This is a genomic window from Butyrivibrio sp. AE3003, assembly GCF_000686065.1.
Lineage (GTDB): Bacteria > Bacillota > Clostridia > Lachnospirales > Lachnospiraceae > Butyrivibrio > Butyrivibrio hungatei_A.
Genome location: NZ_JMLX01000001.1, coordinates 1,612,319 through 1,627,046, shown reverse-complemented (window position 1 = coordinate 1,627,046; position 14,728 = coordinate 1,612,319). Strand labels below are relative to the sequence as shown.

Below are 14,728 nucleotides of genomic sequence, written 5' to 3'. Positions count from 1 at the left end.
GCATATGCAGGTATATGTTATAAATGCGCTAAATGAATTAAGTGATGCTGAATTTGAATGCGCTTTGTCCAAGATAGATCCTGAGCAGAAAGACAGGATAATGAGATTTCATTTCATTGAGGATAAAAAAAGAGCTCTCGCAGGAATTCTTTTATCCAAATATGCGATAGCTAAGGCGTTTGGAATTTCTTCAGATGAGATAAGAGTGGAAAAGAATAAGTACGGAAAGCCTCATGTAGTCGGAAAAAGAGGTGTTCATTTCAATATCTCACATTCGGGAGACTATGTGGTATGCGCGGTCGCCGGTAGTCCTGTCGGAATCGATGTGCAGGAGCATAAGAGCGGAAGTCTTGATATAGCCGACAGATTCTTTTCACAGGAAGAAAAAGATGCGCTTAAAAAAGCTCCGGATTCAGATATTGCAAAGAGAAAGCTCTTTTATGACATGTGGAGTCTTAAAGAGGCGTACATAAAATGTATCGGGATGGGATTGTCCAAGCCGCTTGATAAGTTTGGAATCGTAAAAATAGACGGAGAGTATAAGCTTTGCGAAAATGGCGAAGAATCCGGTGAATATCATTTTATGAGATATGAATTTGAAGGAAATTACAGTCTCTGTGTTTGTTCGAAGGAGGCTGGGATTCCGGAAATGTATACGGAAGTATCGTATAAAGAAATTTCTTTGTAAAAATTCAGGCGGGCACGTAAAGGTGTCCGCCTGAAAAGTTTATTTCAGATACTTCTGCGCAATATGATACGAAAAATTGAATCTTCTAAGTCCCGTATATTTTTTCTCATCATCAAATTTGTAATCTTTGCGGCCGTCCTTGTAGTCATATATTAAGACTTCATTTCCTTCAAGCGCCGGAACCGCATCGTAAGAAAGAAACCACTTTATATATGAGGCGTCGGGAGACTGCACGTTTATTGACGGGCCTGTCGCTTCAATGTCGTATTTGGCAATCCTGTATTCCGGATTACTGTAGATAAATATCAAAAACGCAATTGTTATCGTCACCATTCCGGCTCTGAATACAGGGAAGTTTTTGATGTACATGCTTGCAATAAGAAAGGCGAGCCAGAAGCACAGTACGGCAAGGAACCAGAGCACGAAAAGTCTAAGGAATGTCAGGTGATAAACGCCGATGTAGAGTATCATTCTCATTGCTGAAGATGCGATCATTATATATGTGCATCCGGCTATGGCTGTAAGCAGGGCTGTAAGTACCTTTGATTCTTTGAAAAAGGTCTGGCAGACAGATACCATAACGATGTTAATGATACAAACGGTCAAAAGCTGGTAGAAACCTTCGTGCGCATATTCTGCATAAGTATATCCTTCGGGAAGAGCGACGCTTCCGCTAAAAAGATAAAGAAGCTGAATAATACAGAACAGAACATAAACAGCGCCGATGATGCCTGTGAATGTAATGGCAATTACAGGATTCTTTGTGCCGAGGTCATTGATCTTTATCTTCAGTTCTTTTGCAATCATCGAAGTGATGATGGTATACGAACTCCAGAAGACAAAAACTGCAGTAAAGACCATCATTATCGTATGATAGATTTCTTCAGTGATGCTGAAATCGATATTTATGGTTGTCAGTACATCTTTAAAAACCATATCCGCAGAGCAAAGGAGAGGAACAATCACAAGAAGCATAGGCACTGCGATGGCAATTCCGATGAGTACCGCACGGATAGTTTTCTTTTTCTCACTTGTGTCAACATCGTTGTTCTTGAGCTTGACATGTGCAACAAAGTCTGAGAACGGGCGTGAAAAGTGCTCAAAAGGTTTTATGACGGTTGAAAAAAGACCTATGAGCCACTCGCCGATACTGAATCCTGTCGTGTCTACATAAAGATAGATTATGTAGCTGAAGAACAGCATGAAGATAGCGGTTCTTTCCCAAAAAGCCAATGTGAAACTGGTCGTAAGGCATCTGTGTACGGAAAGAAGCATCAGAGAAACTACGTAAAAGATTCCGAGTCCTTTTTTCCCGTTACAGTCGGCTATCAGTGAGAGGCCGTCTTTTCCCCTTACAAGTTTGAGTATTATCAGAGCGCAGAGCATAAATACGGGGTATGTTATGCTTGAGTGGTTATTATACAGACAGATGCTGTATATTAAGCCGAATATAGCGGATAATATTCCGTATTTTTTAAAATGTTCAGCGCTTTCTTTTTGAACGGCAGCAGCTTGAATCGCAAAATGATTTACGGGCTGTTGCATGGCTCCGACAGGGGTGTAATTGCCTGTTTGTCCATTATATTCATATCCGTTATTGTTATTCTGCGGCATCTGATTATTTTGTGTTTCCATACTTTTATTCCTCCTGAGAGTCAACGTATTCAAGGATATCTCCCGGTTGACAATCCAAAGCTTTACAAATTGCATCAAGGGTCTCGAGCCTGACGGCCTTCGCCTTATTGTTTTTTAGGATAGAAAGATTAGCCAGGGTGATACCGACTTTGCCGGCGAGCTCGGTCAGTCCCATTTTTCTCTTTGCCATCATTACATCTAAGTTAATTACAATCATATTCTCACCTGCCCCGTTAAATGGTTAAATCGTTTTCCTGCTTGTATCTCACGGCCCTGTCAAAGACCCTTGCCAAGACTTTACTGAACAGTCCGGCGAAAAGAAATACACCTGCGATAACCACTGCTGCCGGGGTGAAGTATACGAAACATCTAAGAAGCTTGATCCCTGTTATGATAAAAGCGTAAGTTCCCATGCGGTACAGGCTTTTTACATTCGCATCAACAAAACAGTTGTCATCGGTTACTGTTTTCATCATCTTTCGAAGTTCGTACAAAATGAGAAGAGCAGCAATGCCCGCAATCATGATAGAAACCAGCGCGTATCCGAAGTGATCGTTGATCGCACTGTATTCTGTGCTTTCACCTAAAGTGTAGACTGCCAGCTTAACTGCATGCTTTAGGAAAAAAGGAACTGTGACAATGACCACAAGCCCGAAATAAAAGCAAAGATCCAAGATGGCTTTAACGAAATTATTTAATCTGCTATCCATGTTATCCTCCAATTGTTTCACCAAGTACTTGTATAATTTTTTTATAACACGTTCTTTTTTGATTTGCAATATTTTTTTATTGAGAAACAATAAAAGTTTTTTGAAAGTCGAGAAAAATGAGACGGGATTTGTAAAGCGGGATTCTTAATAAGAGCCCACCGTGAGCCGTTTTGGATATATAATAATTACATGGCGAAAGCTAATTTTTTTGATGAAGGAAAGAGAAATGAAACTGATATTTATTAGGCACGGTGATCCGGACTATGAGATTGACGGGCTCACCGAGAAGGGGCAGAGAGAGGCGCAGTTCCTTGCCGGGTACATAAAGAATTACAACATCGATGAGATCTACATGTCGCCTCTTGGTAGGGCACAGCAAACTGCGGAGTATTCGCTTAAGGCACTCGGAAAAGAAGCGGTCACTTATGACTGGTTAAAAGAGTTTCCGGCTCAGTTTGATCCTAATCTTTCGGAGAGCGCAAGACAGGCTTATAAGACTGAGCTTAAGACAGATCCTAAGACCGGAAGGTACGAGACGAGAATAGTGTGGGATATGCTTCCGTCGTACTATGGCAGGCATCCTGAGCTTTTTGACAAAAATGCATGGAGAAATGCCGAACCTGTTATATACAGCGACATGTGTAAGGTGTATGATTATGTGGTTTCGTCTTTTGATGATTTTTTGCGTAAGCAGGGTTATGAGAAAGACGGGCTGATATTTAAGGTAAATAAGAGTAATGACAAAGTTATAGCTTTTTTCTGCCATTATGGCATTACGTCTGTTCTTCTGTCATATCTATGGAATGTCTCACCTTTTGTTCTGTTTCAGTTCATTGCACTTGCGCCGACTTCGGTTACGATCGTAGCTTCCGAAGAGCGTGAGAAGGGGATAGGAACGTTCAGAACAATAGGAATGGGAGACATTACTCATCTTAATATCGCGGGGGAAGAACCTTCTTTTTCTGCAAGGTTCTGCGAAAGATACGAAAATAAAAATGAGAGGCACTGATCTATGGTGAATATTAGGGAGATAGTACTTAACATCCTGATGGAGTACGACAAGGATGGCGGCAGGAAAACTACGCTTTTAAAGGATGCACTTGAAAAATACGATTATCTTGAAACAAGAGACAAAGCGTTTATCAAAAGAGTGGTTGAGGGCTGCCTTGAGAGAAATATACAGATAGACTACGTTATAGATTCTTTTTCCAAGACAGAGGTAAAAAAGATGCAGCCTCTGATAAGAAGTCTGATAAGAATGGGAACGTACCAGATAATGTTCATGGATAACATTCCCGACAGCGCTGCTTGCAACGAGGCGGTAAAACTTGCGCAAAAGCATAAGTTCGCGGGGCTGAAAGGGTTTGTAAACGGCGTTCTTAGGAACATTTCAAGGAATAAAGAAAATATTTCATATCCGGACAAAAATGAGAACGGGGGAGTTGATTATCTGTCCGTAGTTTATTCGCAGCCTTCATGGTTGTGCAAGATGTGGCTTACGGAGTACGGCTTTGAGAGGACGGAAGGAATGCTTAAGTTTTTCCTCGAGCCGCGCCCGACGGTTATCAGATGTACAGCGGGCAAAGCTGACACGGATAACGGCTTATCGGATACGGAAGCTGCGAAAGCTGCTGCGCTCAAGCTGAAAAAAGAACTCGAAGAAGCGGGAGTTGTTGTAAAAGAAAATCCGATCCTGCCATATGCACTTGAACTTGAAAAGACCGACAATATCAGATATCTTCCGGGATATGCGGAAGGAAAATTTGCGGTTCAGGACGTAAGTTCCATGCTCCTTACAGAAATCGCGAATCCTTTGAAAGGACACACGGTTATTGATGTTTGTGCCGCTCCCGGTGGAAAGAGCATGCATGCGGCGCAGAAAGTCGGCGCAGACGGAAAAGTTTTTTCACGAGACGTTTCTACGGCAAAAAAGGAGCTTATTGCTGAGAATGCTGCAAGACTTGGGCTTGATAATATCACAATAGAGGTTGTCGATGCCAAGATCCATGATGACAATATGAAGAGAAATGCCGATTACCTCTATCTCGACGTTCCGTGCTCAGGACTTGGAATCATAGGTAGAAAGAGCGATATCAAGCATAATATCAAAAAAGAAAAACTGACCGAACTTACCAAACTTCAGTGGGACATCGTAAAGTCTTGCTGGGACTATGTTAAGGTCGGCGGAACGCTAATGTATTCTACATGTACGGTGAACAAGGCCGAGAATGAGCAGATGGTAAAAAGAATCTGCACCGAGCTTCCGTTTGAACCAGTGGATATCATAGATGTACTTCCTAAGTACATCATTGAAAATGATAAATATAACATAAAAGATACCGCAAAGAAGGGCTACATACAGCTCCTTCCCGGAGAATTCGGAACAGACGGGTTCTTTATTGCAAAACTTAAGAGAGTGGTGAAATAAAAAAGATAATTAAAGTGTCGGTTTACAGGATCAGTCCTGGCCGGCTTCATTTGCCGCAACTCCATATAGAAGCCGAAAAAGGAAAATGCATCTCATAAGGAAGAAAGTGCAAGCAATGACCTTAAGTACGAGACGCTTTTAAAAATCTATTTTGGCGGCGGGGAAGATAAGGCTGTAACAATACGCAATATTGAAGTTTTTGAGAATCAGGTAAAAGATGAATTGCAGATTCTTAGGATATATAAGGAGAATCTTGAAAAAGTAATAGATGAAAAAGATCATATAAATTTCTATCTCACGGTTACTTTCGGGATAGATACATGCGAGACGTATCTCAAGTGGTGTACCAAGGCAAAGAAGTTACTGAAATGACATAATAAGGCGGAAGGCGGATTGAATAATGAAGAAAAGAGATAAGCTTGTAATTGTTGTTTTTTCTGTTTTTACTTTGGCAGCAGGTTTTATAGGAAGAGCTGTAGATATGGTACTGACAGAGCAGCCTGAAGGGCAGTCTTTGGGAATGCTGATATGGTTAATACTTCCGCTTCTTATATCTGTGATCATCAGATTGACCAATAAGGGGTACTTCGAGCCTGTTGGGTTCAAAATGAACTTTGGCCGGAATGCAAAAATCTATGCTATTTCACTTCTTATTTTTCCGTTGATTTCAATTGTATGTACAAGAACAGCATATCAGTTTAATCAGACTATAGTTGGTGGATTTAACAGATCGCTTGTAGGTGTTGTTGTGGCCGGGGCTGTTCTCAAGAACCTTGTAGAAGAAATAACCTGGCGCGGCAATATGGTTCCTTTTTTTGAAAAAACAGAGTGGAACGATTATTTGATATATCTTTCAACAGGACTTATCTGGGGATGTTGGCATATCCCGTATTATCTTTACTTTGTCGGACTGGATGGCGATATGAAATTAAAAACAATACTTTCGGGAATCGTGATTATGCTTATGTGGGCACCGCTGTTTGTTGAAGTAAGAAGAGCTACTAGATCATTTATTCCTGCGTATTTATTGCATATGACCGAGGAACTTTCATATTCGCTTATCTTTGTGCCTGCAGGGAAATTTAAATTAAATAAGACTTATGATATATTTATGAATCCTGTAAGCGGTATTATTCCTTTGGCGTTTATACTGGTGCTGGGATTGATACTCAGAAACCGCAGAGTTTGCAGAGGTGAGGTGTTATGCCAGGAGTAGAGAAGAATTGTTTGACGATGCTATAAGTTGATGGTAGTATAATAAAAGAAAAGGTGCTACCGGTAGACGGTTAGTCCCAAGATGAATAAACGTTGTGATAACCGCTTAGTTTCTCAGGCCAGGCGGTTATTTTTGTGTCTTGGAATCATGCTTTCCATGCATATAACCAAGACTATAAAAAGTCGCACACAGCGCAAGCACTGCGATAAGGTCAGTGATGGTGAGCATAAGCAAGTTCCTCCAACAAAGATTTCTCATGAGAGATTTCTATGATTAACGGAGGTCACAGTCCTCCGATTGAAGGACTAACCGCCTACCGTAATTACTGGTAGCACCAAAATAAGATTATATAGAACGAATGTTTGATAGTCAATGGAAAGAATTATGAACGATTACATTTTAGGAAAAGAAAACAAAATAGACATAAAATCCCTTAACTTCGATGAGCTTACAACATTCATCAAGGAAATCGGAGAGCCTGCATTCAGGGCAAAGCAGCTCTATGACTGGATGCATGTAAAGAGAGCAAGAAACTATGATGAGATGAAGAATATTCCGAAGTCTCTTAAAGAGAAGCTCGAGCAGAAGTGCAGTTATACATGCCTTGAGGTTGTGCAGGTGCAGGAATCGCAGATTGACGGCACCAAGAAGTTTCTCTTTGGACTTTACGACGGCAACGTTATCGAAAGTGTTTTCATGAAATACAAATTCGGCAACAGCGTCTGCGTATCATCTCAGGTTGGATGCAGGATGGGATGCAGGTTCTGCGCGTCTACAATTGACGGCGTGGTGCGAAATCTTTTGCCCTCGGAGATCCTTGATCAGATATACGCGATAGCATGTTATACAGGGGAAAAGATATCCAGAGTCGTTGTCATGGGTAGCGGAGAGCCGCTTGATAACTATGATAATCTGCTTAAGTTCATTGAGCTTCTTTCCGATGAGCACGGAATGAACCTCGGACAGCGCAATCTGACTGTATCAACGTGCGGAATCGTGCCGAAGATACTCGAACTAGCAGAAAAGAAATTGTCTATAAATCTGGCTCTTTCTCTTCACGCATCCAATAATGACAAGCGAAAAGAGCTTATGCCAATCGCAAATAAGTATGAGATACATGAAGTACTTGACGCGTGCAAGACCTATTTTGACAAGACCGGAAGACAGCTTACTTTTGAGTACTCGCTTGTTGCGGGAGTTAACGATTCGGATGAGGATGCGGCTGAACTATCTACGCTCTTGTCGGGGCTTAACTGTGTTGTAAACCTTATTCCCGTGAATCCGATAAAAGAAAGAGATTTCAAACCTACAGACCGTTCTCATGCGGTTAAGTTTAAGGAAAAGCTTGAAAAGAGCAGGATAAATGCGACAATTCGAAGAGAGATGGGCAGGGACATAGACGGAGCCTGTGGCCAGCTCAGAAGAAGATATGTCGGTGAAAAATAGAAAAATGCCTGAGCATTGTTAAGCGACAGCGCTCAGGCATTTGCTTTTTATCCCTTGAAATCAATTGTGGTGCCGATGGTGCGCTCGGAAGCGGCCATGATCTTGTTTGATGAGCTGTTGTAAGAGTAGGTCTGTACTTTGGAAAGAAGCTCTTCCATTGAATCAGCTTCAAACATAACATATTTCTCGTCATTGACTTCATCAATATCATTATCCGATTCACTCTTATCAGGTTCAGCTTTTTCGGCTTTTTTGTCTTTTGCTTTCTGAATGCGATCTTCGCGGGCTTCTTTTTCGGCTTCTTTCTTTTCCTTTGCTTTCTCAGCTTTCTTTTCTGCGGCCTTCTTCTCGATACGCTTCTTCTGCAGATCCAGAGAGTCACCAACTGTAGCAAAGAAATTCTCTTTTCCGTTTGAATCGACGGACATTCCGAAATTCTTTATATTTGCGCCGCTGCTTGTAAGGCCCATCTTTGCCTGTAACATTTTTGCCTGAGATGAAGCGATGATGCCTTCATATTTCTTGCGGAAATTCTCGTCTGTAGCCATTCGCTCGAGTTTTTCTTCATCTATAAGAACCACCATTTTGTTGGCATTGCCGTACGCAGCAGCATTCTGCTGAACCTGCGCTTTCATATCCTTACTGACGGTAATGAATTCCATGTTGTGATATTTGGCTTTGAGTTTATCAAGGTAATCTTTAGCCTTGTCCGAAAGTTCAACGTTGCCGATAGTCATGCCGTAATCGGTCATAGATGGAACAAGTGAACTCTTTGTATCTATCGGGCTCCATGACTTGGTTTCAACTTTAGACGACTGAGTATTTTTCGCTGAGCTTGCCTGATTGCTTTTATTTGTATAAGAAGTTTTATTGATTTCTGAGTTTCCTCCGGATGAGGAAATACTGTTAATTCCTGACATATTCTTTTTACCTCCTTGTAAAAAACGCTCCGGTAAATTGTCATAAAACATAGAGCGTATCAGTGCTGACATCCGTTTCAAATACAATGAGCGAATACTTACCCATTTCTTATTTTTATTATCGACGGAAGCGTTTTGTATATGAAGAGAAAAAGTATAAAATAAATATAAAAATTACCTTGTTCATAAAATATCTGAATGTTATATTCAAGAATAAATAGAGATAAGAAAAATACACAATGGGAGTGTTTATCAATGGTCGGAAACTACAAAGTAGTCACATTATGCGGCAGCACACGTTTTAAGAACGAGTTTATGGAAGCTCAGAAGAAACTGACATTGGATGGAAAAATCGTTATCAGCGTAGGGCTTTTTGGTCATTCAGGTGATAAAGAAGTCTGGGAGAGCATGGACGAGGGAACGCTTACAAAGACAAAAGAAATGCTTGATGATATGCATAAGAGAAAGATAGATATGGCTGATGAGATTTTTGTGATAAATGTCGGAGGTTATATCGGAGACAGCACAAGATCAGAGATTGAATATGCAAAAGAACATGGGAAGACCATTTCATATCTGGAAGGAGAAAAAATATGACAGAAATCGAAGCAATCAAGGCCAGACATTCGGTTAGAAGTTATAAGCCGCAGATGATCGAGCCGGAGAAAATCATACAGCTAAGAGCCAAAGTGAGTGAGCTCAATGCTGAGAGCGGACTTCATTTGCAGTTTATTGAAGATGCGGGAAGAATATATAATAATCTGATAAACAGAGCAAGGGGACTTGGTTCGGCACCGAGCGTTATCGCATGTGTCGGCAGAGCTTCGGATGACCTGGAACAAAAGATTGGTTACTATGGCGAGAAACTGGTCCTTTTTGCACAGAGTTTAGGACTTAACACATGCTGGACAGGGGGCTTTAATCATAAGACCATATCCGCCGAAGTTGCTCCCGATGAAAAACTTGTAATAGCTATCGCAATAGGCTATGGCAAGGATCAGGGCAAAGCACGCAAGTCTAAGACTGCGGAGCAGATTGTTGAGGCAGCAGGTGAGCGTCCGGATTGGTTTAATCAAGGCGTTGAGATGGCTCTTTTGGCTCCCACTGCAATAAATCAGCAGAAGTTCGTGATAAAACTTGCAGATGGTGAAAAAGTTGAATTTATTGACAAGGGCGGCCCTTTCAGCAAGGTGGATATCGGTATCGTAAAGTGCCACTTTGAGATCGGTTCGGGGAAAAAGATCTGATACTGTTGCTTGGAAACGCTTGAAAACACTGGGAAACGAAATATCGAAACTTAAAAAAAATTCCGATTATGAGTTAGAATAGAATTCAAGTGATTGGAAAGAAAAGGAAAGGAGTAATGGTCATTTTCGGATGACCATGATAACAGGGGAATGGACAAGAAAAAGATAGCAACAATAGTGGAGATAGTACCGATAGTATCGGCAGTTTTGAATTTTATCTTTTTATATGCTTTTGAGGACTCAAACTTTATAAGAGCAATCAATTCAATTACAATGTTTTTTGCATTTTTTGGCTTTGTGTTCTTTTTTGTGGGACGTTCATTGGGAAAAGGCGACAAGACTGTAAAGATCTTAGGTATATTTGATATATTTGCGACGGTATCGGTTATAGCGATATATATTTTGGCATTTCTTGCGATGGCAATGTAAAAGTGATCGCGGTCGATACATAAAAATGGGGATATAAAGGCATTTGATGACTAAAATATGAAAAGATTGCAAATACAATATCAAACACTTATAATTGCTAAAGACTATAAAGTTGGTTATAATTAGGAGTGAAATGAGCAGGGATGTTTATAGCGCCTGTAAACTACTTTGCAGGAAGCTTTTGGAGGAGAAAGTGTAGTACCTGCTTATTTTGTGTGTGTATGATGAAAAAGGGTTTGTGGAGGATGTTGGTTTGTTGAAGACTTTTTCCGTGACGGATATTGGAAAGAAGCGAAAGCTTAATCAGGATTATATCTTTTCCTCAGACAGAAAAATCGGTAATCTTTCCAATGTGTTTATTGTTGCGGACGGCATGGGAGGTCACAATGCAGGTGACTATGCGTCCAGGTATACGGTTGACACAATGGTAGAAGAGATAGAGAAGTCTTTTGAACAGAGTCCTGTTAAAATTCTGGAGAACGCGATTAAGATAGCGAATCGCAACCTTAGAGAAAAAGCGGCAGAAAACCCGTCGCTCTTTGGTATGGGAACAACGGTTGTCGCATGTACGGTTATCGGCAGGTATTTGCAAGTAGCGAATGTCGGTGACAGCAGGCTCTACGTCATCAATGATAAAATCACCCAGATAACAAGAGACCATTCCCTTGTGGAAGAGATGGTCAGAATGGGCGGAATTGATAGAGAAACTGCTCGGACACATCTTGATAAAAATATTATCACGAGGGCAATCGGTGCCACGGAAACTGTAGACATCGATTTTTTTACAGTGGAACTTAATCGAGGGGATATCGTCCTTATGTGTTCGGACGGTCTCACGAATATGCTTGAAGATGAAGAAATCCGCATGATTGTCAGCGGTCAGCGAGACATTATTGAGAAGGCCCAGAAGCTGGTTGTCGCGGCAAATAATAACGGAGGCAAGGATAATATAGCAGTTATCCTGATAGAACCCTTTGCCGATGAACCCACTCGCGATGGAGGACTGAATGATTAAAATAGGTATGGTGATCGGAGATCGCTACGAGGTGCTTGAAAAGATCGGCACCGGCGGAATGTCCGATGTTTATAAAGCAAAAGATCATAAACTTAATCGTCTTGTTGCGGTAAAAATACTGAAACAGGAATTTTCCGAGAACGAGAATTTTGTAGCAAAGTTTCGTGTTGAGGCGCAGTCAACAGCGGGGCTTATGCATCCTAACATTGTAAACGTATATGATGTTGGTGACGAGGACGGTATCAACTATATCGTCATGGAACTTGTAGACGGAATCACTCTCAAAAAATATATTGAGAAAAAGGTCAGACTCTCTGTAAAAGAGGCTGTCAGCATTGCCATACAGGTTGCCATGGGTCTTGAGGCTGCACATAATAACAATATTATTCACAGAGATATCAAGCCTCAGAACATTATGATCTCCAAAGACGGTAAGGTTAAGGTTACCGACTTTGGTATTGCAAAAGCAGCTACAAGTAACACCATCACCTCCAATGTTATGGGATCGGTGCATTATACTTCTCCCGAGCAGGCAAGAGGCGGATACAGCGATGCCAAGAGTGATATTTACTCACTTGGTATCACGCTTTTTGAGATGCTTACCGGAAGAGTTCCTTTTAACGGGGACACTACCGTTGCAATAGCTATTAAGCATATTCAGGAGGAACTTCCCACACCGACGGACTTTAATGAAGAAATTCCTATCAGTGTGGAAAAGATTGTTCTTAAATGTTGTCAAAAGAGTCCTGACAGAAGATATCAGAATGCAGCTGAGCTTATTCAGGATCTTAAGAAGTCACTTATTACACCCGACAAGGATTTTGTATCCATGGTAGATCCCGATGAGGACGGCGTAACCAGAGTTGCGTCCGATGAGGAGGTGAGGCATGTGAAGAATAGAGATCCACGTATGCCTGAACCTGAGCAGATGAGGCTCAAACGCGATGTAGTCAGAGAATATGAACAGGATGACTATGACGATTATGATAGAGAAATAAGAAAATACGGCAGAGATTATGAAGACGACGATGCCGATGAAGAAGAGGAAGATTATTATTACCGCGAAGAGCATGACAGAAGACGCAGAGGAACAATGCAGGAAGATGGTAAGATTGAGAGAATCACATCTTCAATAGCCATTGTGATGGCGGTAATAGTTGCTCTTGTTGTTGTCTTGCTTGTTGCCAGAGGAATCGGACTTTTCGGAACGATTGATTCTAACGAAGGCTCCTCAGGTGCAAGTGATGCTAAGGTTACAGCTGAGGACAGCGACAAGGGAAAAGTTCCCGATGTAGTTGGAAAGACATATGCAGAGGCAAAGTCATTGCTTGAAGATGACAGAGGCTATAAGGTAAAAAAAGAAGCCGATAAAGATAACACACAGCCCAACAATACCGTTGTATCAACATCACCTGCGGCCGGTGAGAAGCTTGATAAAGGCTCTACGATCACTGTGTATGTAAGTAACGGTTCAAAATATAAGGGAAAAGCAGATGCATCATCTGATGCTTCTTCAATGGAAGGTGAGATAGAAGTTCCGGATCTTGTCGGACTTGAGACAGATGAAGCTATGGCTGTGTTGGTAGAAGCAGGACTTGAACTTGGAACAGCCAAGGATGTGAAGAATTCCGATCCTAAACTTATGGATAAGGTTTGCAGACAGATTCCCGAAGCCGGAAAGAAGGTCAAGGAAGGAACTGTTGTGCACATAGAGGTATCTACAGGCCCCGGAGAAGTTTCATATTCATTTAAGGAGAGCTTACCTTTACCTGAAGGTGGAAAATATCCTTATAATCCCGGAGATAAAGTACATATATCCATTACTTCTTCTGATGGTGCGGTACTTCGCGAGTTTGATACAACTTCATTCCCGTATCCTGTTGAGATTACCGGAATTAAAACACCTACGGGCGTTGTAAGTTATACATATTACGTATCAGTACCTGCACAAGAACCCGATGCAGGCTATGTTCCGGAGCGGGTTGATGTTCAAATGCGAGCTCAGTTTACACAGGAGACCCATTAATGCAGGGAAAGATAATTAAAGGAATTGCCGGCTTTTACTACATAGAAACTCATGATGCGAGAATCTATGAATGTAAAGCAAAGGGCATCTTTAGAAAAGATAATGTAAAACCGCTGGTTGGAGATAATGTCATGATAGACATTATCGACGAAGAGAATAAAAAGGGGAATATCACAGAGATACTTCCCCGTAAGAACCGGCTTTTAAGACCGCCTGTTGCCAATGTGGATCAGGCGGTTATTTTGTTTGCCATAGTTAAGCCCGATCCCAATTACAATTTGCTCGATCGCTTTCTTATCATGATGAGGCAGCAGAATCTTCCGGTTATAATATGCTTCAACAAGCAGGACATTGCGACGCAGGAAGAGCAGCAGGAACTTTATAACGCCTACGAGAAGTGTGGATATAAAGTCCTTTTCATAAGTGTCAAAGAGGACAAGGGACTTGATGAGTTAAAAGAGCTCCTTCGCGGCAAGACTACAACTCTCGCGGGACCGAGCGGAGTCGGTAAGTCATCTCTTTTAAACAAACTTGTACCTGATGCGCTTATGCAGACAGGTGAGCTAAGCCGTAAGATAGACAGGGGAAAAAATACGACGAGACATTCGGAGCTCTTTTTCGTAAGTGAGCTTTCAGAGGGCGAAGATGAGACATATCTTTTTGATACTCCCGGATTTACGTCGCTTAACTTAAATGACGTCACGACAGACAATCTTATGCAGTACTATCCTGAATTCGAGGAGTTTGAGCCTGAGTGCAGATTCGGTGGCTGCTCGCATATCGCAGAACCTGACTGTGGTGTAAAGAATGCGCTTAGCGAAGGCAAGATTTCTGCAGTTCGCTACGAGAATTATAAGATAATATACGAAGATCTTAAAAATGCCAGACCCGATTACAGCAAGAAGGCAAGGCGATGACTTGAATAAATGCAATATGATATGCGTTTTTCCATTAGAGAGGAAAACGTG

General features: G+C 41.5%; 15 protein-coding genes and 1 pseudogene. 12 read left to right on the top strand and 4 right to left on the bottom strand.

Annotated features, from left to right (window positions below):
- Positions 1–4 precede the first annotated feature (4 nt).
- A complete protein-coding gene (locus tag CD00_RS0107830; protein WP_026655460.1) occupies positions 5–688 on the top strand; it encodes a 4'-phosphopantetheinyl transferase family protein in 684 nt (227 codons plus the stop codon).
- A gap of 39 nt (positions 689–727) precedes the next feature.
- On the opposite strand, the gene CD00_RS0107825 is transcribed toward CD00_RS0107830, so the two are convergent.
- From CD00_RS0107825 to CD00_RS0107815, 3 genes are read right to left on the bottom strand one after another with little or no spacing between them, the layout of a single operon-like run.
- Positions 728–2,323, bottom strand: a complete 1,596-nt coding sequence (locus CD00_RS0107825) for a DUF4153 domain-containing protein (protein ID WP_026655459.1) — start codon at positions 2,321–2,323, stop codon at positions 728–730.
- Between the two features lie 4 nt (positions 2,324–2,327).
- Positions 2,328–2,540, bottom strand: coding sequence for a helix-turn-helix domain-containing protein (locus CD00_RS0107820; protein ID WP_026655458.1), 213 nt, complete (start codon positions 2,538–2,540; stop codon positions 2,328–2,330).
- A gap of 16 nt (positions 2,541–2,556) precedes the next feature.
- Positions 2,557–3,033: a DUF2975 domain-containing protein gene (locus CD00_RS0107815; protein ID WP_026655457.1), complete on the bottom strand. Its 477-nt coding sequence runs from the start codon at positions 3,031–3,033 to the stop codon at positions 2,557–2,559.
- Positions 3,034–3,259: 226 nt separating this feature from the next.
- Between CD00_RS0107815 and CD00_RS0107810 the strand changes: the two genes are divergently transcribed.
- The 5 genes and pseudogenes from CD00_RS0107810 (at position 3,260) to rlmN (ending at position 8,123) form a co-directional block, all read left to right on the top strand.
- Entirely contained in the window at positions 3,260–4,042 is a 783-nt protein-coding gene (locus tag CD00_RS0107810; RefSeq protein ID WP_026655456.1) for a histidine phosphatase family protein, read from the top strand.
- Between the two features lie 3 nt (positions 4,043–4,045).
- Entirely contained in the window at positions 4,046–5,461 is a 1,416-nt protein-coding gene (rsmB, locus tag CD00_RS0107805) for a 16S rRNA (cytosine(967)-C(5))-methyltransferase RsmB (RefSeq protein ID WP_026655455.1), read from the top strand.
- 135 nt (positions 5,462–5,596) lie between these two features.
- Positions 5,597–5,833, top strand: a pseudogene (locus CD00_RS21475) (hypothetical protein); the annotation flags it as partial.
- A 28-nt stretch (positions 5,834–5,861) separates the two neighbouring features.
- A complete protein-coding gene (locus CD00_RS0107795; RefSeq protein ID WP_026655454.1) occupies positions 5,862–6,677 on the top strand; it encodes a CPBP family intramembrane glutamic endopeptidase in 816 nt (271 codons plus the stop codon).
- 372 nt (positions 6,678–7,049) lie between these two features.
- A complete protein-coding gene (rlmN, locus tag CD00_RS0107785) occupies positions 7,050–8,123 on the top strand; it encodes a 23S rRNA (adenine(2503)-C(2))-methyltransferase RlmN (RefSeq protein ID WP_051594126.1) in 1,074 nt (357 codons plus the stop codon).
- Positions 8,124–8,170: 47 nt separating this feature from the next.
- Here the strand turns inward: rlmN and CD00_RS0107780 are convergent, their stop codons facing one another.
- On the bottom strand, positions 8,171–9,043 hold the full coding sequence (locus CD00_RS0107780) for a DUF6033 family protein (protein ID WP_051594125.1): 873 nt from the start codon (positions 9,041–9,043) through the stop codon (positions 8,171–8,173).
- Positions 9,044–9,298: 255 nt separating this feature from the next.
- On the opposite strand from CD00_RS0107780, the gene CD00_RS0107775 reads away from it, so the two are divergent.
- From CD00_RS0107775 to rsgA, 6 genes are all read left to right on the top strand, one after another.
- Positions 9,299–9,640, top strand: coding sequence for a hypothetical protein (locus tag CD00_RS0107775; RefSeq protein ID WP_026655450.1), 342 nt, complete (start codon positions 9,299–9,301; stop codon positions 9,638–9,640).
- On the top strand, positions 9,637–10,290 hold the full coding sequence (locus CD00_RS0107770; protein ID WP_026655449.1) for a nitroreductase family protein: 654 nt from the start codon (positions 9,637–9,639) through the stop codon (positions 10,288–10,290). The genes CD00_RS0107775 and CD00_RS0107770 overlap by 4 nt, the downstream gene beginning before the upstream one ends.
- Before the next feature lie 150 nt (positions 10,291–10,440).
- On the top strand, positions 10,441–10,719 hold the full coding sequence (locus CD00_RS0107765; protein WP_026655448.1) for a hypothetical protein: 279 nt from the start codon (positions 10,441–10,443) through the stop codon (positions 10,717–10,719).
- 256 nt (positions 10,720–10,975) lie between these two features.
- The gene (locus CD00_RS0107760) at positions 10,976–11,734 is read left to right on the top strand and encodes a Stp1/IreP family PP2C-type Ser/Thr phosphatase (RefSeq protein ID WP_026655447.1); all 759 of its coding nucleotides are present in this window, start codon (positions 10,976–10,978) and stop codon (positions 11,732–11,734) included.
- Positions 11,727–13,760, top strand: a complete 2,034-nt coding sequence (gene pknB / locus CD00_RS17690; protein WP_051594124.1) for a Stk1 family PASTA domain-containing Ser/Thr kinase — start codon at positions 11,727–11,729, stop codon at positions 13,758–13,760. The genes CD00_RS0107760 and pknB overlap by 8 nt, the downstream gene beginning before the upstream one ends.
- On the top strand, positions 13,760–14,677 hold the full coding sequence (gene rsgA, locus CD00_RS0107750) for a ribosome small subunit-dependent GTPase A (RefSeq protein ID WP_026655445.1): 918 nt from the start codon (positions 13,760–13,762) through the stop codon (positions 14,675–14,677). The genes pknB and rsgA overlap by 1 nt, the downstream gene beginning before the upstream one ends.
- The last annotated feature ends 51 nt before the right edge of the window (positions 14,678–14,728 follow it).

What these genes read in the sequence shown, in the direction of transcription:
- CD00_RS0107830 (WP_026655460.1), top strand. Translation starts at nt 5, where the DNA reads ATGCAGGTATATGTTATAAATGCGCTAAATGAATTAAGTGATGCTGAA.
- CD00_RS0107825 (WP_026655459.1), bottom strand. Translation starts at nt 2,323, where the DNA reads ATGGAAACACAAAATAATCAGATGCCGCAGAATAACAATAACGGATAT.
- CD00_RS0107820 (WP_026655458.1), bottom strand. Translation starts at nt 2,540, where the DNA reads ATGATTGTAATTAACTTAGATGTAATGATGGCAAAGAGAAAAATGGGA.
- CD00_RS0107815 (WP_026655457.1), bottom strand. Translation starts at nt 3,033, where the DNA reads ATGGATAGCAGATTAAATAATTTCGTTAAAGCCATCTTGGATCTTTGC.
- CD00_RS0107810 (WP_026655456.1), top strand. Translation starts at nt 3,260, where the DNA reads ATGAAACTGATATTTATTAGGCACGGTGATCCGGACTATGAGATTGAC.
- rsmB (WP_026655455.1), top strand. Translation starts at nt 4,046, where the DNA reads ATGGTGAATATTAGGGAGATAGTACTTAACATCCTGATGGAGTACGAC.
- CD00_RS0107795 (WP_026655454.1), top strand. Translation starts at nt 5,862, where the DNA reads ATGAAGAAAAGAGATAAGCTTGTAATTGTTGTTTTTTCTGTTTTTACT.
- rlmN (WP_051594126.1), top strand. Translation starts at nt 7,050, where the DNA reads ATGGAAAGAATTATGAACGATTACATTTTAGGAAAAGAAAACAAAATA.
- CD00_RS0107780 (WP_051594125.1), bottom strand. Translation starts at nt 9,043, where the DNA reads ATGTCAGGAATTAACAGTATTTCCTCATCCGGAGGAAACTCAGAAATC.
- CD00_RS0107775 (WP_026655450.1), top strand. Translation starts at nt 9,299, where the DNA reads ATGGTCGGAAACTACAAAGTAGTCACATTATGCGGCAGCACACGTTTT.
- CD00_RS0107770 (WP_026655449.1), top strand. Translation starts at nt 9,637, where the DNA reads ATGACAGAAATCGAAGCAATCAAGGCCAGACATTCGGTTAGAAGTTAT.
- CD00_RS0107765 (WP_026655448.1), top strand. Translation starts at nt 10,441, where the DNA reads ATGGACAAGAAAAAGATAGCAACAATAGTGGAGATAGTACCGATAGTA.
- pknB (WP_051594124.1), top strand. Translation starts at nt 11,727, where the DNA reads ATGATTAAAATAGGTATGGTGATCGGAGATCGCTACGAGGTGCTTGAA.
- rsgA (WP_026655445.1), top strand. Translation starts at nt 13,760, where the DNA reads ATGCAGGGAAAGATAATTAAAGGAATTGCCGGCTTTTACTACATAGAA.